Origin of the sequence: Paraburkholderia caffeinilytica (genome assembly GCF_051027425.1) — a bacterium.
Lineage (GTDB): Bacteria > Pseudomonadota > Gammaproteobacteria > Burkholderiales > Burkholderiaceae > Paraburkholderia > Paraburkholderia caffeinilytica_A.
This window is the reverse complement of record NZ_CP186552.1, coordinates 1,551,146-1,572,656: the sequence shown is the minus strand read 5'-3', so window position 1 is coordinate 1,572,656 and position 21,511 is coordinate 1,551,146. Positions and strand designations below refer to the sequence as shown.

The following is a 21,511-nucleotide window of genomic DNA, read 5'->3' as shown; positions in this document are numbered from 1 at the left end:
AAACACCATTCACGGAGCGGACAATGAGCAGTGAAAACGAGCGGAACTGCCGCGCCGAAATGAAAAAACGGCAGCACGCACGAAGCACCCGTTCAGTTTCGAATTTCTGCTGCTTTTCTTATAGGCAATGATTGGTTGGAATCAGGCGCTGGTGAATTTAACGTGACTATCGGCGACCTTCGCGCCGACCGGACATGTTCTCTTCGCCAGGAGTCTCCCATGAGTGCAGCCGCATTGCAGGAAGTACAGTCGATTCAGGTCAATCCGCTTTCGGCGCACATCGGCGCTGAAATTCATGGCGTCGATCTCACGCAGAAACTGGATGCCCGCCAGATCGCGGACATTCGTGCAGCGCTGTTGAAATGGCGTGTCATGTTCTTTCGCGAGCAGTTTTTAACGCACGAGCAGCACGTCGCGTTCTCGGCCCAGTTCGGTGAGCTGACTTTGGGACACCCGGTGTTCGGCCATGTCGACGGTTACCCGGAGGTCTATTCGATCTCGAAGTACCGCAAGGCAACACGTTTCGAGGGACAGCCGCTGCTGCGACCCTGGACGGGCTGGCACACGGATGTAACGGCCGCGGTCAATCCGCCGTGGGCGTCGATCCTGCGCGGCGTGACGATTCCGCCTTACGGCGGCGATACGCAATGGACCAGCCTGGTCGCGGCTTATCAGAAGCTTTCCGCACCGTTGCGCACATTCGTTGACGGTCTACGAGGACTTCATCGCTTTACACCGCCGGCCGGTGCGAGCGGAACGGAAGCGTTTGCCAAGGCCGTCGAACAACGCATTCTCGTCACCGAACATCCGCTGGTGAGAGTTCATCCGGAAACGGGCGAGCGAGCGCTCTATGTGAGCCCGAGCTTCCTGAAGTCGATTGTCGGCGTGACACCTCGCGAAAGCCAGGCGCTGCTCGAACTGCTCTGGGAACATGTCACGCGACCCGAGTTCACCGTGCGCTTCAAATGGGAAGCCGGCAGCATTGCCTTCTGGGACAACCGCGCGACGGCCCATCTGGCACCCACGGATATTTTCGATCTCGACTTCGACCGCCAACTGTATCGCACGACGCTTGTCGGCGACGTGCCCGTCGGCCCGGACGGAACGCGATCGGTGGCGATCGAGGGCTCGCCGGTAAGCGCCGCGGCCGCGGTTGCATTGAACTGAGACTCACTGTGACTCACGCCACTCTGGTTGCGGCGCGAGTGGAATCGGGTGCCCGTTGCTTCTGAAGCGCGTGAAACGATGCGCGCCGGAAGCAGCGGACACCCGCCGTGCGGTTACTTCGTCAATGCATCTGAGCGGAAACCGTGGCGCTTTTCCGCATCGTCAGAACACGCGCCCTTCGGTCAGATGCGTGGTCACGCCGTTCAACTCGTAATCGCCGATCACGCGTGCTTTATGCAGCAATGGGTTGTGACTGAAAATCGTGCGCAGATTGCGCCAGTGACGGTCGAAATTGTGAGCGCGCCCTGTCGCCGACGCTCCGCCGATTTCAAACAATCGCTCGCCCGCATAGAGCGCCAGCTTGCTGACCACCAGTTGAGTCTTGGCAGTCGCCAGCGACCCTTCCAGCACCAGATCTTCCGCATTGGCTGCACCGCTGCGGATTGCATTGGCCGAACGGTCCAGAGTGCGTGCGTTCTGGTTCACCAGCGCGTCGATCGACAGGCTGTGCGCCGCGAGATCGCCAACCACCTGCTGCACGAAACCGTCCTCGCGTGCCGAGGGTGCCGGGCTATGCAGAACCGGGCGCCCATATTGCGTCACGTAGCGTCGCGCGTCCGCCAGAATGTTGCGCACGATACCTGCCGCGACCGTGACCAGATGCAATTGCCGCACCGCGCTGCCGTGCCGGCCCGCGAGACTCGTGTAGCCACGCGTGGCAATTTCGTGCGAGAAAACCTGTACGTTGTCGAGTACCAGGCTGCCGCTTGCCGTCATGCGTTGCCCCATTCCGTCCCAATCATCGAGTACCTGCAGACCTTCGCGGGACACCGGGACAACGATCGACACCTTCTCGTCGTTTTCATCCTGCACATTGATACGTGCATAGTCGGAGAACGCCGTGCCGGTCGAATAGTATTTCTTGCCCGTTACGCGAAAGTGCTCACCATCGCGCACCAGCTTGGTGACGATTTCACCGGGCCGGGAGGTGCCGAGTTCCGTCGACGCACCGCCGAAGATCGCCCCTTCCCGTACGCGTTCGATCTGCGTGTCGTTGAAAGCGGAACGCGGTGACAGCAGCAATTGCTCGGTCAGATCGAAATGAATCCGCAATGCGTGCGCGACATTCGATTCATGCGCGGCCAGCGTGGCGATCACATGAAAGAGATCTTCCAGTGAACCGCCGAGCCCGCCCCACTCGACCGGAAAACGGAGCACACCCAGCCCCGATTCGCGAAACAACGCAAAACGGTCGAACGGCAACTCGCGCCGCACTTCACGTTGCGCGGCATCTTCGCCGATCGCCTGAGCGAGCGCCGGCAACGCGGCAAGTGCCGCCTGAAGCCGCGCACGCGCAGCGCTTTCCTGAGAGACCTGCATGCCTTCATTCCTTGTGTGTAAAAGCGCACGGATCAGGCTCGATCCGGCTATGTGCCTGGGAACATGAACAGCGTCCGGATAAGACGCGCCGATGCGACAGACCAGTATAGGGACGTGGCGTGCAGCGCAAAACCAGCGATTCAAGCTATGGATATGCGTGTTTCTGAAATGCCATTCGCCGATAAGGATCGATGAATCCGTTATTGGAGCCTCGCACGGCATCTTTCTATACTCGATTCCGGTCAGCACTCACCAACGACGAGTGCCAAATTTCAATCGCGGAAGTCGAACCATGAGCCTACGTCCCTTGCATGACCGCTTTATCGTCAAGCGTCTCGACCAGGAAACCAAAACTGCCTCGGGCATCGTCATGCGCGGGTGGGCCGGGACTGGATTTCTAGATCGTTAGCGCCTTAGCAGGTCTTGCGCCCGCCGATATGCTTTTCATCGCATGTCGGCGGGCAGTAACAAGGCACTAAAGGAGCACACGCGGTTCACGCAGAACTGCGCATGCCCATAACACCCACGTTTCTCAATGCGAGCGAGTCAGCAACTCGTAGCTCGCATCCAGGTTCGCGGTCGACTGTCTTTCGCGCCCCCAGCCGAGCGCGAGCCGGTAGTTGCCCAGGACCGCTCCACCGGAGCCGCCCTGGGACACCGGTTCGACTTGCGGTGCAACGAAGAGCGCGTCTTCGGGGCAATACAGTTCGCACATGAAGCAGGTCTGACAGTCGCCTTGACGCGCGATGCGCGGCGGACCGTCGCGCACGATATCGAACACATTGGTCGGGCAGGCGCGCACGCAGATGTTGCAGCCCGTGCAGCGCGCGGCGTCGACGATTTCGATCATGCCGTCACTCCTTCCGACTGCGCGGCGATCCGAGGTACCGCCAACTTCTCGATCCACACCTCATCCAAACCTCCACTCAACAGACGATGTCCCTGCGATGGATCCAATGCGGCATGTTCGAGCCTCCGATGCATACCGCGCGTTTCCGTGCGTTGCTGCGCGCTGCGATACATCCAACGCGAGGTAGCAAGCATCGCCGCCGCTTCACGCGCGCGCACGGCGTCCAGCGCGCTTCGCGCCGGCGCTGCACGGCGAACACGCTGCCACAGCGCGTCGAGCCGGGAAAGCGAGTCGTCGAGCAACGCCCCCTGGCGCGTCCAGTTGCGCTGCGTGGGAAACACCTCCTGCTGCACGCCACGAATCACTTCGGCGCTGTCGTATGGCGCCGTGCCGCCGCCGTCGCGAAGCCCTGCGCCGCCTGTCCGCAACGCCCTGCCCTGGCGCGCGGCGCGGCCTCGTGAACGTGCGTAATCCGAAGCGCCCGCACCGGCCCAGAATCCCGACGACATCGCCCACGCCGCGTTATGACTGCCCCCTCCGGTAAAGCCGCCGCAAATCAGTTCACGCGTCGCCGCATCGCCTGCCGCATACAGTCCCTCGACCGAGGTGGCGCAGGTCTGATCGACCACATGCAGACCGCCCGTTCCTCGCACCGTGCCTTCGAGACGCAGGGTGACCGGGAAATGCTGCGTGAAAGGATCGATCCCGAGCCGGTCGAATGGTAAAAAGAAGTTCGGCTGCGCAGTGCGCATCCATGCGCGAATCTGTTCGTCGGCGCGATCGAGGCAACCAAACACGGGCTGCGTCTGCAAGGTTTGCGCGATCACACCGCGGCCATGCGCCGAGCCTGCGCCGGGAATCACCGATCCGTCCTGGTAGTAGAACGTCGCCCATTTATAGAACAGCGATTTCGTCACCGATGAAAACGCGGGACCCAGGCCATAGGCGTTCGAAAACTCCATGCCTGAAAGCGCAGCCCCCGCCTCGGCCGCCATCAGTTGGCCGTCACCGGTCAGGACGTTGCAACCGAGCGCGTTGCTGAGAAACGCACAACCGCCGGTCGCGATGACCACCGCGCCCGCGCGTACGGTCCACGTGTCGCCCGCCTGACGATCGACGCCTGCTGCCCCCGCAACCGCGCCCTGCTCATCGACGAGCAATTCGAGTGCCGGACTGTGGTCGAGTATCCGCACACGGGCTTCCTTGACGCGCTTGCGCATCAGCCGCATATAGTCGGGACCTTGCAACGAGGTGCGTCGCTCCTCGCCGGATTCATCGACTGGAAACGGGTAGCCCCACTCGGCCAGTTGCTGCGCGTTGATCCAGGTCTGTTCGAGTACGCGGTCCATCCACGTCTGATCGGCGAGCTCGCCGCCCAACGTGAAACGGCTCGCTTTCGCGCGGTCTCGTGCTTGCGCGTCGGGCGGCACGTGCCACACCGCCGTGCCGGCCGGCGCGGTCGCGCCTGACGTTCCGCAGAAACCTTTGTCGGCCAGGATCACCCGGGCGCCTCTCGCGGCGGCGCTAATCGCCGCCCACGCTCCGGCCGGGCCGCCACCGATCACGAGCACGTCGGCGTCGTGCTGCACACCGCCATCCGCTGCCGTCACGAGCGGCCGCCCGTTTTTTCCTGAGTTGTCCGCCATGACCGGTTCTCCCTGATGTGAGCAAGCTATTTCGTGACGATGCGGCATGTGCCGCCATCGTCGGATCAATCGAGCGTCGGAATCCAGCTCGCCGTCGCTGCGTCGCTTGTCCGGAAAGCGGGGAATTTCGCGCCGAGTTCGGCAATCGTCCGGATGTTGTTGTTCACGAGATCGTCGCGCGTGATCAGGGTGGGCTTGACGACAATCCGGTGTCCCGGATCCTGTCCCGCCACCAGCAAGGCAGCAGAGCGCACGGACACCGCGCCGACCACCGCGGGGTTGGTCGCTGCCGTCGCCACCCACGCGCTGTTCGGGGCGCGGATCGCTTCGATGTCGGCGGTGGAAATGTCGGCGCTATAAATGCGGATCTTCGAGGACAGCTTCGCTTCGTCCGCGGCAAGTTTTGCGCCGCGCGCGAACTCGTCGTACGGCGCGAATACCACGCGAATGTCAGGGTGCGCGCGATACGCGGCCGCTGCCTGATTCGCTACCGATTGCGCAATCGGATTGTCCACGGTGCCCCAGCGCGCCTTCTCCTGAACCTTCGGATGAGCGCTCTTGAAGTCGCGCCATACCGCATCGCGCCGGTCGAGCGGCGCGAAGCCCGCCACGTACACATAGCCGGCCGAAAACGCATCGCCGTTATCCTTCACCGCCTGATCGAGCAGCAAGGCGGCCAGATCGTGGTCGCTCTGTTCGATCTGCGGAATCTTCGGATTGCCCAGATCCACATCGAATGCGACGACCTTGATGCCTTTGTCCAGCGCGCGCTGCACGACGTCCTTCAACGATTCCGGCAAGCCATGATTGACGATAATCGCGGACACACCCAGGCTGATGGCCTGCTGGATCTGCTCGCGCTGCTCGGCCGCGTCCTGACGCCCTTCGTAAATCCGCAGATCGATGCCGAGCGCTTTCGCCTGTTTCTGGGCACCGGCCTCATAGGCCTGAAAGAAATCGCCCGTCGACAGATAGTTCACGAGCGCGATCTTGACGCCCCCTTTATCGAACGGTGCAGGCGCCCCTTTGAGCGGTGCCGCGTGCGCGGCTAACCCCGCCAGTACCGTAGCGGACAGCAATGCCAGTGTGCCGACAATGCGGGCCGCGGAATACGTGTGACGAAAAAGCGATCTCATGAGTGAGCCCCAGCCGATGAATAATGTGGTGATGAATGCAGCAGGAATGCGCTATTCGGCATGCGCCGCATGGCGCGCCCGATAACTTGCCCCAGGGTGAGCCCCGGCTAACCGCGCGCCATGCCCATGCAGTTTTTCGCGTAGTGTGCCGTCCGTGTAATCGGTCTTGTACACGCCACGCCGTTGAAGCTCCGGCACGACGAGGTCGACAAAATCGGCAAAGGTCTCGTGCGTCAACGCGTATGCGAGATTGAAGCCGTCGACATCCGTCTCTTCCACCCACGACTGCAACTCGTCGGCAATCTCCTGCGGGCTGCCGACCGAGAGCGGCCCGAGGCCGCCAATGCCGCCCCACTTCGCGATCTCGCGCACGGTCCATACGCGCGTCGGGTCCGCACTCGAGAGCGCTTCCACCGCCGACTGCACCGCATTGCTTTCGACGTGGCGCAGCGGTTCGTCGAGGTCATATTTAGAGAGGTCGATACCGGTCCAGCCCGACATCAGCGCGAGCGCGCCTTCGTCGCTGGCATAGCGGCGATAGTCCGCGTGCTTCGCGTGCGCCTCGGCCGACGTCTTGCCCGTTATCACCGTGTGCAGGTTGAAGATGAGCACGTCGTACGGATCGCGGCCGAACGACTTCACGCGCGCACGGATGTCGGCGACAAAATTCTTGAGGATCGTGCGCGAGGGCGCTGCGATGAAAATGCACTCGGCGTGCTGGGCAGCGAAATCCTTGCCGCGTTTCGACGCCCCGGCCTGATACAGCACCGGCGTGCGCTGCGGCGACGGCTCGCAGAGATGAATGCCCGGCACGTCGAAATAGTGGCCGTGGTGATCGATCGGATGCACCTTCGAAGGCTCGGTGAATACCTGCCGCCCGGCGTCGCGCACCACGGCATCGTCTTCCCATGACGATTCCCACAGCTTGTAGCAGACGTCCAGATATTCCTCGGCAAGCGCATACCGTTCATCGTGATTCGCCTGCGCCGACAGACCGACGTTACGCGCCGCGCTGTCGAGATACGAGGTGACAATGTTCCAGCCGACGCGGCCGTTCGTCAGATGATCGAGCGTCGACATGCGCCGCGCGAACGGATACGGGTGTTCGTACGACAGCGAGCAAGTCACGCCGAAGCCAAGATGCTCGGTGACATTCGCCATGGCCGACACGAGCAGAATCGGGTCATTGACGGGCACCTGGGCCGCCTGCCGGATCGCTGCTTCGCCATTGCCGTTGAAAACGTCATAAAGGCCAAGCACGTCGGCAATGAAGAGACCGTCGAACTTGCCGCGCTCCAGCAGTTTCGCGAGATCGGTCCAGTAATCGAGATGCTTGTAGCGCCACGATGTGTCGCGTGGATGCGCCCACAGGCCTGGCGACTGGTGCCCGACGCAGTTCATGTCGAAGGCGTTGAGGCGAATCTGTCTGGCCATAGTCAGTTCCAGGGATGACGGGCCGGTTTGACGCCGTTCAGATAATAGTTGCCGACGAGGTGGTACTTCCACCGTACAGGATCATGCAGCGTATGCGTGCGCGCGTTGCGCCAGTGGCGATCGAGCCCGTGCTCGGCGAGCGTCGCCTGCGTGCCGGCGAGTTCGAACAGTTTTTCGCCGGCGAGCAAGGCAATTTCAGTGGTCAGCACTTTTGCTTCGCCGACCGCAACCGATGCGCGCGCGATGTCGTCTTCCGTGGCTTCGCCCTGCGCCGCGATCTCGTCGAGCACGCGCGCGGCACGTTCGAGCAAGGCTTCGGCGGCATGCAGCTGAATGTGCAGATGACCGATCTCCCGCAGGGTCAGCGGATCGTCGCTCGCACGCTCGACGCCGCTATCGATCCATGGCCGCGAGCGTGCGCGCACAAAGCCAAGCGTATCGGCGAGCGCCGCTTTGCCGATTCCGGCATCGATCGCGGCCTGGATGATCTGCGAGATCGGCCCGTTGAGCGTCGGAAAGTCAGATACGCGATGCGCCGGGAACACGTGCGAAGCCGGCACGCGCACGTTCTCTAGCACGACCGTGCCGCTTGCCGTGGTGCGTTGACCGAAACCTGACCAGTCGTCGATCACGGTAAGTCCAGGCGTGCCCTTCGGAATGTAGGCGAGCCAGCCCTTGCGGTCTTCATCGAGACCGAGCACCGGCACGAAGTGCGCAAACAGGGCGCCGGTCGAATAGAACTTGGTGCCGTCGATCACATACTGGTCGCCGTCCGGCCGCACACGTGTCTTCAGATCGAGAACGTGTTTCGTGCCCTTCTCCGAAAAACCGTTGCCGAAGCGCTTGCCGTTCAATACCTGGGCAAAGAAGTATTGCTTCTGCGCCTCGGTTCCTGTCAGCGAGATCACGTCGACGAGACCGAAGTGATTCTGCGGGAGCTGTCCTAGCGAAGGATCGGCGGCGGCAATGATCTTGATGACTTCCGTCAGCGTCACGAACGAAACACCCGCGCCGCCATAAGCTTTCGGCACCGTGATCGCCCACAAACCGGATTGCGAAAACCACTCGATCTCCTCATGCGGCAGACGGCGCTCGCGGTCGCGCTGCGCCGCCCCGGGTGCGAGACGACTCGCAAGTTCGTGCGCGACGGCCAGCGCCTCTGCATCGTTGGCGATCACGTGAACCGCCGTATCGCGATCCGTTGCGATTGTCTGCAATGAAGTCGCTTCGTCAAACTCTGGCATGGAAGTCTCCGTTCGAATGTCTACTCGCACAATCTATCAGTGGGTATCGCGTACGCAAACTGAACGATTCGGCAATCGATATTCCTTCGGATGGCAAACGACTTCCCAACGGATCAATTTTCCATTCGGCGATACGACGGTAAGCACGGCGGCGCGAACCGGAGAGCAACCGGGCCGCGCCGCGTAGTCGTGATCGATTCGGCTCAGCCGCGCGAATCCGATCGTCCTCCCACGCTGAACGTGAAGGCGAGCGCCAGCACCAGCAACACGCCTTTGATGAAATCCTGCATGTAGTACGGCGCATTCAGCATGGTCAGGCCGTTTAGCAGCACGCCGACAAAAACCGCGCCCACCACGGTGCCGAATACGTTGGGGCGTTTTGCGCCCCACACCGCATAGCCCACTAACGACGCGGCCACCGCGTCGAGCAACAGCGAATGCCCCGCACTGACATCGCCACGTCCCACACGCGCGGCGATCAGCACGCCGCCTAACGACGCGATGGTTGCCGATGCGACGTACGCCGCAATCCGGTAACGCGACGTCGGCGCCCCGGCCAGCCGGGCCGCCGTCTCGTTGCCGCCGATCGCATAGATCACCCGCCCCCAACGCGTTGTTTCCATCACGATCCAGGCGAGCACGGTCAGCACAGCAAGAATCAGGACGGGCAACGGCACGATGTCGAAAAGCCGCAAGCGGCCGAGCGCGAGGAACGCATCGGGAAAAATCCCGCTCGCCTCGCTGCCGTCCGGCATGACCGTACCGGTTGCGAGTGACCGTCCGCCGGTAGGAATCAACTGCAAGCCGGCCAGCAGGAAGAGCGTGCCGAGCGTCGCGAGCTGATCGGGCACGCGCAGACGAGTAATCAGCAGGCCGTTGAACAGACCCGCTGCGATGCCGAGCACGACGCACGCCGCGACAGCCGCCAGCGCGCTGCCGTGCCAGACGATCAGCACATAGCTCGCGGCCATCTGGGCCGACGCGGCCACGCTTCCCACCGAGAGGTCGAAGCCGCCGGCCGCCAGTGTCACCGTCACGCCGATGCCGAGCAATGCGACGATCGATACGGACTGGAGAATGCTGAACAGATTGTCGACGTTCAGAAACGCCGGCTCTCTTATCGCAAACACGGCGACGAGCAGCGCCAGAATGACCACGATGCCGACGCGTTCGAGGTGTTCACGCAAACGGCGCGATACCGGCCGTGGACGATGGCCGGATGAAACGTCCTGGGCGATGGAAGATGTGCCGGATTTCATCAATGGTCGAGAGGAATCAGATCGGGGGTGGAGAGGCGATCGAGCGTCGCGCGATCGAAGTGGACCACGCGATCGGCAATCTCGAAGGCTTCCTCGAGATCGCCGACGAACACGATCGTTGCGCGTTCGGGCGCATGCCGCCGCAGCGTGGCGACGATATCGGCGCGCGCTCCGGCGTCCACGCCTTGAAAGGGTTCGTCGAGTAACAACAGCCGGGCGCGCTCCGCATGCCAGCGGGCCAGCACGACCTTCTGCTGATTGCCGCCGGACAGGCGCGTCAGCCGATCATCAGGACCGGTGCAGCGGATGCCGAAATTCGCAATGGCCTCGGCCGCCGCGTCGCGTTCCCGAGTGCGCCGGACTGCACCGCTCCTGAACCAGCGCGACAGAAACGGAAAGCTGAGCGTACCCGCAATCGAGGCGAAGGGCACGCTGTCGGGAAAGAGCGAGGTGCGCCAACGATCTTCACCGGCGAGGAACACGCCTGCACGAATCGCGTCGGCAGGCGAGCGGGGCCGCCATGGCCGGCCATCGAGCGTCATCTCGCCGGCGATGGCGCGCGTCTCGCCGAAAATCGCACGGGCAAAGCGCGATTTACCACCGCCCACCGGCCCCGCAATCGCGACAATTTCGCCACGTTGCACGTCGAGATCGAACGGGAGGCTATCGGCCGTCAATTGAAATTCACGTACGCTGAAACATGGCGCAAGCGCCGCTGTGTCCGATTGTGGCGACGCGTGGCGCTTCGGCAATGGTCTGCCGATCATCGTTTCGACGGCGGCGTCGAAGTCGATCGGCGGTTGCAGGTCGGCCACGATGCGCCCGTCGCGCACAATCGTCACCCGATCCGCAATGCGACGTAAATCGCCCATGCGATGCGACACCAGAAGAATCGCCACGCCCTCACCGCGCAATTGATCGAGTAATGCGAAAAGGCGCTCGGCTTCCGGAGCGGACAGACTGGCGGTCGGTTCGTCGAGAATCAGCAGCGTGGGATGACTGGCCAGTGCGCGCGCGAGCGTCACAAGTTGCTGTGCGGCCAGCGACAGCGACGAAAGCGGCGCGGCCAGGTCGACGTCCAGCCCGACTCTTTCCGCGAGCGGCCTCGCCGCATCATGCCTCGCTTGCGGCGGCACGCGCCAGGGCGATGCGGTGTCACACAGCCGGTCCAGCAGCAGATTGTCGGCAATCGATAAGGTCGGCACAACCGCGTCGGCGATCGCCTGATGCACGGTCGCGACGCCCAGCCGTTTGGCGCCCTGCGTGGAAGCCGGCTGGTACGGCTTCCCACAGAGCGTCAACGCGCCGCCATCCGGTTGATATACGCCACTGAGAATCTTCACGAACGTCGATTTGCCTGCACCGTTCGCGCCCATCAGCGCAACAACCTCGCCTGGATGAATCGACAGATCGAGTTGCGCGAGCGCCCTGGTTGGCCCGAACGACTTCGATACGGAGGTGGCAGTCAGAATCGGCAATGGCATCGGAGAAGTACCGGAAGCCTTGTTTCAGGCGTGTAGCTGGCCATGTTAGCGTCGCGCTTCGGACCGGCCAACGAAGCGTTGTTCATATCGTTAGGTGTCGGATGAATAGCCGCGTGTTATTCCCCGGCGCCGTCATAGTGCAATCAATGCCATGGGAAATAAATCCGCTATTGCATCTGTTTCAATGCATCAACGACGCCCGCGTCTGCATAAATGCGCGAATCAGATAACGGTATGAAAAATCCTTGGTTCTTTCCGGCGCCACACATGCCGAGAATAGGCGATCCCGTATCCAGCCTATCCTTTCATGTTCAGCCGACCGACCCGCACCACCCGCACTACCCGCACCACTTTTCAACGCGCCGCATTCCGCACATTGCGCGCCGTAACGCTTCTTGCAGCAATGGGCGCCAGTGCCGCCCACGCCGATACAACGCTCGACCGGATTCATCAACGGCACAAGATCGTCATTGGCGTGATCCTGTCAGGGCCGCCGTTCGGCTCGCTGGACCCGGCCACCCAGAAACCGCTCGGCTTCAATATCGATCTCGCGAACGACGTCGCGAAGCGCCTCGGCGTCGACGTGGAGTTGACACCGGTCCAGCCGTCGAATCGCGTGCAGTTCCTGCAACAGGGCAAGGTCGATGCGCTGATCGCCAACATGGAAGTCACGAAGGAACGCGCCGAGCTCTTCTCCTACCCGCCCACCCCATTCGAGGAAATCGGCGGCGCCCTTATCACCCGTAAGGACAGCGGCATCAAAACGTGGAATGACGTGCGCGGCAAGCCCGTCTGCGTCTCGCAGGGTAGCAACTATACAAAGCCGCTCGCCGAAGAATATGGCGCACAGGTGAAGGCATTTCGCGGCCAGCCTGAATCGCTGCTCGCGCTGCGCGGCAATAACTGCGTCGCCGCCGTTCACGTCGCGCCGACTCTGCGCCTGCTCGTCGCGCGCAATCCGGACTGGAAGGACTACACCATCCCCGTATCGAACGAGCTGATTCCGTCGCCGTCCGTGATCTGGGTTCGCAAGGGCGAAACGGATACGCAAAGCGCACTCGAAAAAATCGTCCAGGACTGGCATCGCAGCGGCTGGCTGATCGACGTCGAGAAAAAGAACGGCATGCAGCCTTCGCAGGCAGTGCTCGATCTGCATGCGAAGTACAAGGCGCAAGGTGCATGAGCGCGCCGGGTGAAGCGTTCTCGCATGCCGCTGCGGCAGCGGTGGATGCGATCGGCAAGATCGGGCTGAATTACAGTTTCGTGCTCGCGCCCGACGAACTCGCGTCGTTTCTGCACGGCATGCTGGTCACGCTCGAACTGTCGTTTGTCACGATACTCGGCAGCCTTGTTGCCGGCGTTGCACTGGCGGCGCTGCTCACGTCACCGCGTCCGGCGCTCGCGCGCCCGGCCCGCGTGTTCGTCGAAATCACCCGCAATACGCCGACGCTCGTGCAGCTTTTCTGCGCCTTTCTGGTGATCAATATGCTGATCAGCGAGGCACTGCGTAATCTGGGCGGCAATCCGTTGACGCCGTTTATCTGGAGCGCGATCGTGATTTCGCTGCACAAGGGCGCGTTTCATGCGGAAGCATTGCGCGCCGGGATTGAAGCAGTGCCGCGCGCCACGCTCGAAGCGGCGCAGTCGCTCGGTTTCAGCCGCCGCCAGCGCCTTTGGGGCGTGCAGTTGCCGCTCGCGCTGCGCTTTGCGCTGCCCGCGCTCGTCAATAACATGGTCGACCTGGTGAAGATGACGACGGTCGCCTCGGCGATCGCCGTCGGCGACATCACGTACGCGTCGATCATGATCTGGACGCAACGCGACAACGTGCTCGAGTTGATGATCCTGATTCTGCTGTTCTTCGGCGCGTTGACCTTTGCGATCAATCGCGCGGGACGCTGGCTCGAAATCCGCCTGAGGATGCCCGGCTATGGCCACTGAATCCATCACCGTGCCCGCACGGGACGGACGCTACCGCTCGCTCTTTGCGCTTGCCAGCGTGATCGCCGTTGCCGCGTTGCTGGCGCTCGCCGAACACGAGATCGCGCATGGCCCAAGTTATCCGGCGCTCGCTGCACTCGTCACGTGGGCACCGGCGCTCGGCAAATCTCTGTGGGTCAACGTCGAAATCAGTCTGCTTGCCATCGCGCTCGGCACACTCGCCGGTCTCGTGCTCGGCCCGTTGCTGCTTTCACCGATCCGCGGCGTCCGTCTGATTGTCCGCGGTTATGTGCAGGTGTTTCGGAATGCCCCGTTGCTCGTGCTGATCTATTTTTCGACCTACGTATTCCCCTTCGAAATCGCGCTCGGCCACCATGTCGTGCCGTTTCCCGACTGGTTCAAGGTCACGCTCGGCCTCGCGCTGCCGGCCAGCGCCAATTTCGCCGAGATCTTCCGCGGCGCGATCCAGTCGATCCCTCATGCGCAATGGGACGCCGCGCGTTCGCTTGCATTCAGCCGAACCCAGGTGTTCCGCTGGATCATCCTCCCGCAATGCGTGAAGCGAATGCTGCCGCCGTGGATGAACCTTTACGCCAGCATCACGATGGCAACCGCGCTCGCGTCGCTGGTAGGCGTGCACGATCTGCTGGACACCGCGCAGGTGGCGAGCAACACCGTGGCGCGGGCGGATTTCACGGTCGTCGTCTATTTCACCGTGCTCGGGCTGTTCTTCGCTTACTGCTACCCGATCGCGCGCTTCACCCGCCTTCTCGAGAAACGCTATGCTTTCAGCTGATGTCTCGCTCGCTCCTGCGGCCGCTGCTTCTGTCACCGCTTCTGCCACCGCTTCTGTCACTTCGGCAGACGTGCGCCCCCTGGTCCGGTTGCGCGACGTGCATCTTTCATTCGGTTCGACGCCGGTGCTCAAGGGCATCGATCTCGACGTGTTCCGTGGCCAGGCTGTGTCGATTATCGGACCGTCCGGGTCCGGCAAGTCGACGATTCTGCGCTGCATCACCGGATTGCTGCGTCCGCAGCAAGGCGAGATCGAAGTCGACGGCACCCGTGTCGACCGGCTGGCTTCGGAACGCGATGAGATCGAATTGCGCAAGCGCGTCGGTTTCGTGTTCCAGCAATACAACCTGTTTCCGCATCTGAGCGTATTGGACAATCTGGTTGTGGCGCCAGTGCGTATTCTGGGACGCGACAGGGCCAGCGCCACCCGCATCGCTTACGATCTGCTGAAGAAAGTGCGCCTCGCGGACAAGGCCCATGCGTATCCGGGAGAACTGTCCGGCGGCCAGCAACAGCGCGTGGCGATTGCACGCGCGTTGGCAATGCAACCGGATCTGATCCTCTTCGACGAGGTGACCTCGGCGCTCGATCCGGAGACCGTAGGCGAAGTGTTGACCGTGATCCGCGATCTGGTGAAAGACGGCATGACCTGCGTGCTCGTCACGCACGAGATGCGTTTTGCCGAAGAAGTGAGCGACACGGTGTATTTCACCGAGGCCGGTGTGATTGTCGAACACGGCTCCGCCAATGCGTTGTTCCGCGCGCCGGTCAGTCCGCGTACACGTGAGTTTCTGGCGCATACGCAGTCTACGCCGGAGGCCGTACGCGCTGATCCGCCCCTCACGCCGCTCAAACTGGATCTGCGCCACTTCGCGATCTAGAGCGGCGAGTATTGCAAGTACGGCGAGTGCGGCGCGGCTCGCGATGCAACTTTGAACGACGCGGCGTCTGCCCAGCAGACGCCGCGCTTTACTTTCCGTGCTTTACGTCCCCTGCTTCACCGCCCCGCATAGCGGCTCACGGGCCGCTGCAAACCGAGGTGATCGCGCAGCGTAGTACCGCTATATTCGGTGCGGAACAACCCGCGCCGCTGCAACTTCGGCACCACGAGTTCGACAAAGTCGTCGAGGCCGCCGGGGAAATACGGCGGCATGATATTGAAGCCATCGGCGGCTTCGCCCGTGAACCACTCCTCGAGCGCGTCCGCCACCTGCGTAGGCGTGCCCCATACGATGCGGTGCCCACGCGCGCCGGCCACCAGGTAATATAGTTCACGCAAGCTCAGATTCTCGCGGCGTGCAAGATCGGTCAGCAGTTTGGCACGGCTTTTCAACTGGTCGGATTCAGGCAGATCCGGCAACGGACCATCGAGCGGATACTTCGACACGTCATGCCCGAGCCGGTCGGATAACAGTGACAATGCGCCCGACGTATCGGTCCATTCCTGCAATTGCGCATACTTGTCTTTCGCTTCCTGCTCCGTTCTGCCGATAACAGGAAACACACCCGGCATCACATGCAACTGTTCGCCTTCACGGCCGAATTTCGGCAGGCGGCCTTTCAGATCGCGATAGAAAACCTGGGCTTCTTCTATCGTCTGCTGCGCGGTGAACACCACTTCCGCCGTGCGCGCGGCCAGGTCCTGCCCCGGCCCGGACGAGCCGGCCTGAATCACCACAGGATGCCCTTGCGGCGGACGTGACGCATTCAATGGCCCTTTGACGGAGAAAAACTGCCCCTCGTGATCCAGCGTATGAACCTTGGCGGGATCGAAGTAGAGGCCGCGCGCTTTATCCTTGAGCACCGCGTCGTCGTCCCAACTGTCCCACAGTCCCTTGACGACATCGACGAATTCGCCCGCCATTTCATAGCGTAGCGCGTGATCGGGATGATTGCCGCGCGTAAAGTTTGCGGCCGTACGATCGTACGAGGTCGTCACAACGTTCCAGGCGGCCCGCCCGCTGCTCAGATGATCCAGCGAGGCAAATGCGCGCGCGACATGATACGGCTCGCTATACGTGGTCGACGCGGTCGCGGCGAGACCGATGTGGCGCGTGCCCATGGCGAGCGCGGACAGCAGGCACAGCGGTTCGAGCCGCATCGCCATCGACGGATGCGCATCGGGGCCGCTGGTGAGGCCATCCGCGAGAAAAACCATGTCGAACTTCGCGCGCTCGGCGGTCTGCGTGATGCGTTGCATCAGCGTCAGATTCTCGCTGCCTGCCTGCGCGTCGGGATGCCGCCAGCCGGCAACGTGATGTCCCGCACCCTGAATGAAGAGCCCGAGACGCATCTGCCTGCGGGTGCTGCTGTTATTCGTGCTCATACGTGGATCTGTGCGAAAACATTGAAAAGTGAAACGAGGTCGGCTGTGCTTTGCATCGTGTCGATATGTGCAGGGATGAAAGCGAGGCGCTCGTCGTGACCGGTGGCATCCGCGAACTTCGCGTGCAGATCGTCTGCGCTGTAGAGCCGATCGGTCTTATGGCTCAGCACCGTGCCGTTGCGCAAGCCGATCTCCACAGTCGAGAAACGCGTGGCGGGATCGGTCGAAGCGCGCGCCGCGGTTTCATCGTGACGGCTCGTCACGCGCCGCGCGAGCGCAATCAGGTCGTCGCGCATGGGCACATCGGCAAAAGTGGCGATGCCGGGCGAGCCATCCGTCAGCGCGGCAGCGACCGCATAGGCGACGCTGAAACGCGCTTCGAGACCGGTGGAAGGTAAATCGCTGGACAGTGGCGTATCACCGCCAGGCGGAAACGTTACCGTCACCGCGCCGATATCGTCGGGCGCGAGGCGGTACGTGTCACGCAAGGTCAATGCGGCATGCACCGCGTAGTGCGTCGCGGTACAGCACGCCCATGGTTTGAAGTACAGGCCCGGCACCTCGATTTGCCACGGTACGCCCCACCCTTCGAGCACGCGCTCGGGTTGTGCGGCGCCGCCGCTGAACACGGCGAAAAACCCGACCGGCCCGTCCAATGCCTCAGGTGAGCCCTGCAATCCCGCTGCCGCGAGTTCGGCGGCGAACAGCCCGGCGCGCGCGGCGAGCCCCGCATGCAGGGGTTTCGCTTCGCTGCCGAACTGCAGGCGCAAACCGGCGGACTGCGTGGCGGCAAGACCCAACGCGTTCTCAACGGCGGCGGCATCGAGCTTCAGCAGATAAGACGCAGCGGCGGCCGCGCCCAGCGCGCCCAACGTCGCGGTGTTATGAAAGCCCTGCTCGTAATGCCGGCTGCCGAGTGCGAGACCGAGGCGCGCCATCGTTTCCACCCCTACGACATAGGCGCCGAGCAATTCGAGCGCACTGCTGCCTCGTGTCTGCGCCAGCGCGAACAACGCCGGGAGCAATACCGTCGAGGGATGGCCTCTTACGCTGCTGTGCACGTCGTCGTAGTCGAGTGCGTGCCCGGCGTAACCGTTGAGCAAGGCAGCCTGCTGCGCCGACACGCGAGCGGTGCTGCCGATCACCGATGCTTCGCCTCGCGAGTCATTGGCGCTGACCGTCAGGAGTTTTCGATAGCCGCTGTCGCTCGCACCGGCAAAGGCGGCGGCGAGGAAGTCGAGAATACCGCGTCTGGCTGCGGCAATCGCGCTGACGTCTCGCGAAGGCGACGCCTGCGTGATCGCGACGGCCAGCCGTCGTGTGATGCCGTCGGCCTGCTGGCCGGCGCTGTGAGCAGAAAGGCTTGACATGTCGAAGGCGTGAGCGCTGTGAAATCGTACTGGGCAAGCGTTGCCCGCACTTCACTCGACGACAGTCAAAAGATGCGTCGACTCAAATAGCAGGGTAACGACTCAAACGCCGCATGCTAGCGAAACGCCGCGTCATAACCAAACAAGAAATCACGCTTTCGATATTGCATATTCTGCGATGCTGCAGCAGACGTCCACACTGCCCGCCGGCCGGCGCAACCCGTGGCTCAAAAGAACAACAGCGTGCGCAGTTCGATGCTTCGGCGCGGTGGCGCATCGGCCGGCGACGTGGGATCGTCGAATGCCGTATGAGCCGTGAGACGTGCGATTCCGTCGCCCGCCGAATCGTAGATCTTCAGCAGCAGGAATTCTTCGGGAGACAGGTGTGGAAAGTAGTACCAACGGTGCCGCGGATTGAAAACCAACGCATACGTCTCACCGACCTTGTCGGGATACACCAGGTCCGATGCGACCAGGTCGTTGAGCGTGATGCTGCGCGAATCGCACAGCGCAAGCGGCGACGATTGCACCGGTTCCCCGATCGGACGCCACAGGTTGACGATCGCCACGCGGCCTTGCAGCAAACGCTCCGCTTCATCTGCCGGCAGATGATCGCGCACCCGGCGTGGCCCCGACACAAACGTCTGGTCGTTATGAATGTACTTGACCGGTTCTCTCACGCCATGAGCGCGCTCAGGATTGCCGTCTCGCAGCGTGTGATCGAACACGACCACCCGGCGCGCGCCGGTGGCCTGTTTCAGCAACTGCTCCGCTTCCCGATAGTAGACCGATTCGATCTTTTCCGGATCGGAGAAATCGCTCAGCGCGCTGGCGTGCCGGTGCAGTTCGAACCCGTTACGATCGAGCGATAACGCACCAGGCGGCGGGGCGACGCGTGCATTTGAAATGGTCACCCGATGCGCGCGATACACGCCGCTGCGTTTCGGCACACCCGGCGGCGGTTCATATTGATACGACACCGGTTTCTCCCCGGTGAACTCGAGGTAGTTCAGCTCAGCCTCGACCGTCGCGGCGGAGACCGGTGCTTCGATGACGATATCGCTCATGTTCACCTCTCCATGACCTTAAAACGATTCGTTGAACGGCCGCAGATCGATTTCCTGCGACCACGCACTGCGCCCCTGCCGATGGAGGTACCAGTAAGCATCCGCGATATCCGCGGGATTCAGCAGGCCGTCCTCGCCGCGTTCGGCCACGCGCTGCGGCGAAGACGTACGCAAGCGTTCGCCGTCGATGCCCCCGTCGACCACCACGTGCGCGACATGGATATTCTTTGGGCCAAATTCGCGGGCGAGACTTTGTGTGAGCGAGCGCAAACCGGCTTTGGCGGAAGCGAATGCCGTAAACGGCGGCCGGCCACGCAACGACGCGGTTGCGCCGGTGAAAAGCAGCGACCCTCGGCCTGCCGCCAGCAGCGACGGAAGCGCCGCCCGGGCGAACAGGAAACCGCCGAGCGTCGTGACGCGCCACGCCGCTTCAAACTGCTCCGCGCTCAGTTCGAGCGTCGGTGCACGGGCCGCGCCCGCGGCGTTGAAAATCGCCACCTCGAGCGTGCCGGCGCCCTGAAGTTGCCGGGCAATCTCAAGCAGATCCTCTTCGCGGGTAACGTCGCCCGGCAAGGCGAGAGCGTGGCCGCCGGCGCTGCGTATTTCATCGACGACCGTATCGAGCCGCTCGCGCGAGCGCCCCGTCACGGCAACGCTGAGGCCCTCGCGCGCAAAACGGCGCGCCAGTGCCGCGCCCAGTCCGGCGCTCGCCCCGACGCCGGCAATCCATGCGAGCCGCGAGCCCTTCTGTCCTTGTTCGACAACCTCGGTCATTGGAACCTCCGAATTTTCCTGAATCTTCCCGAATTTTCCTGAATCCTCATTAAGCAGAAAAATTGCGATTCTCAGGCCGCCGCAATCCCAGGTTCTCACGCAGCGTACGGCCTTCATAGTCCTCGCGGAACAACCCGCGTCGGCGCAGCTCAGGCACCACCAGTTCGACGAAATCGGTCAAGCCGTCAGGCAGTACCGGTGGCATCACGTTGAAACCGTCAGCGCCGTGATTCACGAAGCGCTCCTCGAGTTGATCGACGATCTGGGCCGCGGTGCCGACGAGTTGCCAGTGGCCGCGCGCGCCCGCGACCCGCAAATAGAGCTGACGGATCGTGAGATTCTCGCGGCGAGCCAGTTCGAGCGTCAACAACTGGCGGCTCTTGCTCGCATTCGTCTCCGGCAATTCGGGGATCGGACCGTCGAGTGGATAGTCCGAAAGATCGAACCCGCCGGTCAACCCGGACACCAGTGCAAGTCCAACTTTCGGATCGACGAGCGACTGCAACTGCCCGAACTTCTCTTTGGCCTCGCTTTCGGTGCGGCCGACAATCGGAAATACGCCCGGCATGATCTTCAGATCGTCCGGGTCGCGGCCATAGGCCTGCATGCGTCCCTTCACGTCTGCGTAAAAATCGATCGCGTCCTGCAGCGTTTGCTGCGCCGTGAAAATCACTTCGGCCGTCTTCGCCGCCAGGTCCCGGCCGGCCTCCGACGACCCAGCCTGCACGACAACCGGATGCCCCTGCGGGGAACGCGCAACGTTCAGCGGCCCTCTGACCTGAAAGAAACGCCCCTTGTGATCCAGCACATGCCGTTTGGCCGGGTCGAAGAAACGCCCTTCGGCCTTGTTGCGAACGAATGCGTCGTCTTCCCAACTATCCCACAGACCCTCTGTTACTTCCGCGAACTCGGCGGCCCGCGCATAGCGCTCGGCGTGATCGAAATGCTTGTCGCGGTTGAAGTTCTTTGCTTCGTGTTCGCTCGACGAGGTAACCAGATTCCACCCGGCACGACCGCCGCTAATGTGATCCAACGACGCGAATTTGCGGGCAATGTGATACGGCTCGTTGAAACTCGTCGAGGCCGTGCCGACCAGACCGATGCGCTCCGTCACCGCCGCGAGCGCTGAAAGCAGCGTGATCGGCTCGAACTGCGCCACATAACTGTGCGCCGTGCGGCTGAGAAAGTCGACGTTGTCGCCGCGGGTACCCGCGCCGTCGGCGAGAAAGATCAGGTCGAATTTCGCGGCCTCGGCCGCCTGCGCGAGCCGGACATAGTGACAGAAGTTAACGCCGGCGTCCGCCTGCGCCTCAGGATGCCGCCACGCCGCAATGTGGTGTCCGGAAGGATAGAGAAAAGCGCCGAGGCGCAAATGCCCGCTACGTTTGCTCATGGAAGTTCGCGATGAAGAATTGCCGGGTCAATCCCGTACTGCGTCGATCAGCCAGATGAAAGGATTGAGTAGGCCGGATGCTGAATAAATCGACGTTAGCGCGCTGTGTAGCGCGCGGCAACCAAGCAAAGCTCATAACCTTATGAGCCTGAACGAACGCACCTTTGCCTCAATGGAACGCGTTGCGCCCCCACATTTTCCCGATCGTCTCTTAGTCGTCACCGGCATATCGATGTCAGAATTCA

General features: G+C 62.4%; 18 protein-coding genes and 1 pseudogene. 6 read left to right on the top strand and 13 right to left on the bottom strand.

All coding sequences use genetic code 11. From position 1 onward, the window contains the following. The first annotated feature begins 219 nt into the window (after positions 1 to 219). On the top strand, positions 220 to 1,167 hold the full coding sequence (locus ACOSV0_RS06910) for a TauD/TfdA dioxygenase family protein (protein WP_434109561.1): 948 nt from the start codon (positions 220 to 222) through the stop codon (positions 1,165 to 1,167). 162 nt (positions 1,168 to 1,329) lie between these two features. On the opposite strand, the gene ACOSV0_RS06905 is transcribed toward ACOSV0_RS06910, so the two are convergent. After that, a complete protein-coding gene (locus ACOSV0_RS06905) occupies positions 1,330 to 2,547 on the bottom strand; it encodes an acyl-CoA dehydrogenase family protein (RefSeq protein WP_434109560.1) in 1,218 nt (405 codons plus the stop codon). 262 nt (positions 2,548 to 2,809) lie between these two features. On the opposite strand from ACOSV0_RS06905, the pseudogene ACOSV0_RS06900 reads away from it, so the two are divergent. After that, positions 2,810 to 2,920, top strand: a pseudogene (locus ACOSV0_RS06900) (co-chaperone GroES); the annotation flags it as partial. Between the two features lie 159 nt (positions 2,921 to 3,079). Here ACOSV0_RS06900 and ACOSV0_RS06895 read toward each other — a convergent pair. The 7 genes from ACOSV0_RS06895 to ACOSV0_RS06865 all read right to left on the bottom strand — a co-directional run bounded on the left by ACOSV0_RS06895 (position 3,080) and on the right by ACOSV0_RS06865 (position 11,600). Beyond that, positions 3,080 to 3,397, bottom strand: coding sequence for a 4Fe-4S binding protein (locus tag ACOSV0_RS06895; protein WP_434109559.1), 318 nt, complete (start codon positions 3,395 to 3,397; stop codon positions 3,080 to 3,082). Then, the gene (locus ACOSV0_RS06890; RefSeq protein WP_434109558.1) at positions 3,394 to 5,043 is read right to left on the bottom strand and encodes an FAD-dependent oxidoreductase; all 1,650 of its coding nucleotides are present in this window, start codon (positions 5,041 to 5,043) and stop codon (positions 3,394 to 3,396) included. The genes ACOSV0_RS06895 and ACOSV0_RS06890 overlap by 4 nt, the downstream gene beginning before the upstream one ends. 65 nt (positions 5,044 to 5,108) lie before the next feature. Further along, positions 5,109 to 6,179, bottom strand: a complete 1,071-nt coding sequence (locus ACOSV0_RS06885; RefSeq protein ID WP_434109557.1) for a substrate-binding domain-containing protein — start codon at positions 6,177 to 6,179, stop codon at positions 5,109 to 5,111. A gap of 51 nt (positions 6,180 to 6,230) precedes the next feature. After that, on the bottom strand, positions 6,231 to 7,613 hold the full coding sequence (locus ACOSV0_RS06880; protein WP_434109556.1) for an LLM class flavin-dependent oxidoreductase: 1,383 nt from the start codon (positions 7,611 to 7,613) through the stop codon (positions 6,231 to 6,233). A gap of 2 nt (positions 7,614 to 7,615) precedes the next feature. After that, positions 7,616 to 8,857, bottom strand: a complete 1,242-nt coding sequence (locus ACOSV0_RS06875) for an SfnB family sulfur acquisition oxidoreductase (RefSeq protein WP_434109555.1) — start codon at positions 8,855 to 8,857, stop codon at positions 7,616 to 7,618. Between the two features lie 203 nt (positions 8,858 to 9,060). After that, complete coding sequence (locus ACOSV0_RS06870) at positions 9,061 to 10,116, bottom strand: ABC transporter permease (protein ID WP_434109554.1); 1,056 nt, start codon at positions 10,114 to 10,116, stop codon at positions 9,061 to 9,063. Further along, a complete protein-coding gene (locus ACOSV0_RS06865) occupies positions 10,116 to 11,600 on the bottom strand; it encodes a sugar ABC transporter ATP-binding protein (protein ID WP_434109553.1) in 1,485 nt (494 codons plus the stop codon). The genes ACOSV0_RS06870 and ACOSV0_RS06865 overlap by 1 nt, the downstream gene beginning before the upstream one ends. A 307-nt stretch (positions 11,601 to 11,907) precedes the next feature. Between ACOSV0_RS06865 and ACOSV0_RS06860 the strand changes: the two genes are divergently transcribed. Genes ACOSV0_RS06860 through ACOSV0_RS06845 form a run of 4 tightly spaced genes read left to right on the top strand, consistent with a single transcriptional unit; the run spans position 11,908 to position 15,217 of the window. Beyond that, entirely contained in the window at positions 11,908 to 12,783 is an 876-nt protein-coding gene (locus tag ACOSV0_RS06860; protein ID WP_434109552.1) for a transporter substrate-binding domain-containing protein, read from the top strand. Then, the gene (locus ACOSV0_RS06855; protein WP_434109551.1) at positions 12,780 to 13,541 is read left to right on the top strand and encodes an amino acid ABC transporter permease; all 762 of its coding nucleotides are present in this window, start codon (positions 12,780 to 12,782) and stop codon (positions 13,539 to 13,541) included. Before ACOSV0_RS06860 ends, ACOSV0_RS06855 begins: the two co-directional genes overlap by 4 nt. Beyond that, a complete protein-coding gene (locus tag ACOSV0_RS06850; RefSeq protein WP_434109550.1) occupies positions 13,531 to 14,337 on the top strand; it encodes an amino acid ABC transporter permease in 807 nt (268 codons plus the stop codon). Before ACOSV0_RS06855 ends, ACOSV0_RS06850 begins: the two co-directional genes overlap by 11 nt. Next, entirely contained in the window at positions 14,324 to 15,217 is an 894-nt protein-coding gene (locus ACOSV0_RS06845; RefSeq protein ID WP_434109549.1) for an amino acid ABC transporter ATP-binding protein, read from the top strand. The genes ACOSV0_RS06850 and ACOSV0_RS06845 overlap by 14 nt, the downstream gene beginning before the upstream one ends. A gap of 116 nt (positions 15,218 to 15,333) precedes the next feature. On the opposite strand, the gene ACOSV0_RS06840 is transcribed toward ACOSV0_RS06845, so the two are convergent. From ACOSV0_RS06840 to ACOSV0_RS06820, 5 genes are all read right to left on the bottom strand, one after another. Then, positions 15,334 to 16,662, bottom strand: a complete 1,329-nt coding sequence (locus tag ACOSV0_RS06840) for an LLM class flavin-dependent oxidoreductase (RefSeq protein WP_434109548.1) — start codon at positions 16,660 to 16,662, stop codon at positions 15,334 to 15,336. Next, entirely contained in the window at positions 16,659 to 18,032 is a 1,374-nt protein-coding gene (locus ACOSV0_RS06835; RefSeq protein ID WP_434109547.1) for an MmgE/PrpD family protein, read from the bottom strand. The genes ACOSV0_RS06840 and ACOSV0_RS06835 overlap by 4 nt, the downstream gene beginning before the upstream one ends. Before the next feature lie 227 nt (positions 18,033 to 18,259). Further along, positions 18,260 to 19,099 (bottom strand): CmcJ/NvfI family oxidoreductase, encoded by an 840-nt coding sequence (locus ACOSV0_RS06830; protein ID WP_434109546.1) that lies wholly within the window; start codon positions 19,097 to 19,099, stop codon positions 18,260 to 18,262. Between the two features lie 18 nt (positions 19,100 to 19,117). After that, positions 19,118 to 19,873, bottom strand: coding sequence for an SDR family NAD(P)-dependent oxidoreductase (locus ACOSV0_RS06825; RefSeq protein WP_434109545.1), 756 nt, complete (start codon positions 19,871 to 19,873; stop codon positions 19,118 to 19,120). A gap of 49 nt (positions 19,874 to 19,922) precedes the next feature. Next, a complete protein-coding gene (locus ACOSV0_RS06820) occupies positions 19,923 to 21,266 on the bottom strand; it encodes an LLM class flavin-dependent oxidoreductase (protein ID WP_434109544.1) in 1,344 nt (447 codons plus the stop codon). Between the last annotated feature and the right edge of the window lie 245 nt (positions 21,267 to 21,511).

What these genes read in the sequence shown, in the direction of transcription:
- ACOSV0_RS06910 (WP_434109561.1), top strand. Translation starts at nt 220, where the DNA reads ATGAGTGCAGCCGCATTGCAGGAAGTACAGTCGATTCAGGTCAATCCG.
- ACOSV0_RS06905 (WP_434109560.1), bottom strand. Translation starts at nt 2,547, where the DNA reads ATGCAGGTCTCTCAGGAAAGCGCTGCGCGTGCGCGGCTTCAGGCGGCA.
- ACOSV0_RS06895 (WP_434109559.1), bottom strand. Translation starts at nt 3,397, where the DNA reads ATGATCGAAATCGTCGACGCCGCGCGCTGCACGGGCTGCAACATCTGC.
- ACOSV0_RS06890 (WP_434109558.1), bottom strand. Translation starts at nt 5,043, where the DNA reads ATGGCGGACAACTCAGGAAAAAACGGGCGGCCGCTCGTGACGGCAGCG.
- ACOSV0_RS06885 (WP_434109557.1), bottom strand. Translation starts at nt 6,179, where the DNA reads ATGAGATCGCTTTTTCGTCACACGTATTCCGCGGCCCGCATTGTCGGC.
- ACOSV0_RS06880 (WP_434109556.1), bottom strand. Translation starts at nt 7,613, where the DNA reads ATGGCCAGACAGATTCGCCTCAACGCCTTCGACATGAACTGCGTCGGG.
- ACOSV0_RS06875 (WP_434109555.1), bottom strand. Translation starts at nt 8,857, where the DNA reads ATGCCAGAGTTTGACGAAGCGACTTCATTGCAGACAATCGCAACGGAT.
- ACOSV0_RS06870 (WP_434109554.1), bottom strand. Translation starts at nt 10,116, where the DNA reads ATGAAATCCGGCACATCTTCCATCGCCCAGGACGTTTCATCCGGCCAT.
- ACOSV0_RS06865 (WP_434109553.1), bottom strand. Translation starts at nt 11,600, where the DNA reads ATGCCATTGCCGATTCTGACTGCCACCTCCGTATCGAAGTCGTTCGGG.
- ACOSV0_RS06860 (WP_434109552.1), top strand. Translation starts at nt 11,908, where the DNA reads ATGTTCAGCCGACCGACCCGCACCACCCGCACTACCCGCACCACTTTT.
- ACOSV0_RS06855 (WP_434109551.1), top strand. Translation starts at nt 12,780, where the DNA reads ATGAGCGCGCCGGGTGAAGCGTTCTCGCATGCCGCTGCGGCAGCGGTG.
- ACOSV0_RS06850 (WP_434109550.1), top strand. Translation starts at nt 13,531, where the DNA reads ATGGCCACTGAATCCATCACCGTGCCCGCACGGGACGGACGCTACCGC.
- ACOSV0_RS06845 (WP_434109549.1), top strand. Translation starts at nt 14,324, where the DNA reads ATGCTTTCAGCTGATGTCTCGCTCGCTCCTGCGGCCGCTGCTTCTGTC.
- ACOSV0_RS06840 (WP_434109548.1), bottom strand. Translation starts at nt 16,662, where the DNA reads ATGAGCACGAATAACAGCAGCACCCGCAGGCAGATGCGTCTCGGGCTC.
- ACOSV0_RS06835 (WP_434109547.1), bottom strand. Translation starts at nt 18,032, where the DNA reads ATGTCAAGCCTTTCTGCTCACAGCGCCGGCCAGCAGGCCGACGGCATC.
- ACOSV0_RS06830 (WP_434109546.1), bottom strand. Translation starts at nt 19,099, where the DNA reads ATGAGCGATATCGTCATCGAAGCACCGGTCTCCGCCGCGACGGTCGAG.
- ACOSV0_RS06825 (WP_434109545.1), bottom strand. Translation starts at nt 19,873, where the DNA reads ATGACCGAGGTTGTCGAACAAGGACAGAAGGGCTCGCGGCTCGCATGG.
- ACOSV0_RS06820 (WP_434109544.1), bottom strand. Translation starts at nt 21,266, where the DNA reads ATGAGCAAACGTAGCGGGCATTTGCGCCTCGGCGCTTTTCTCTATCCT.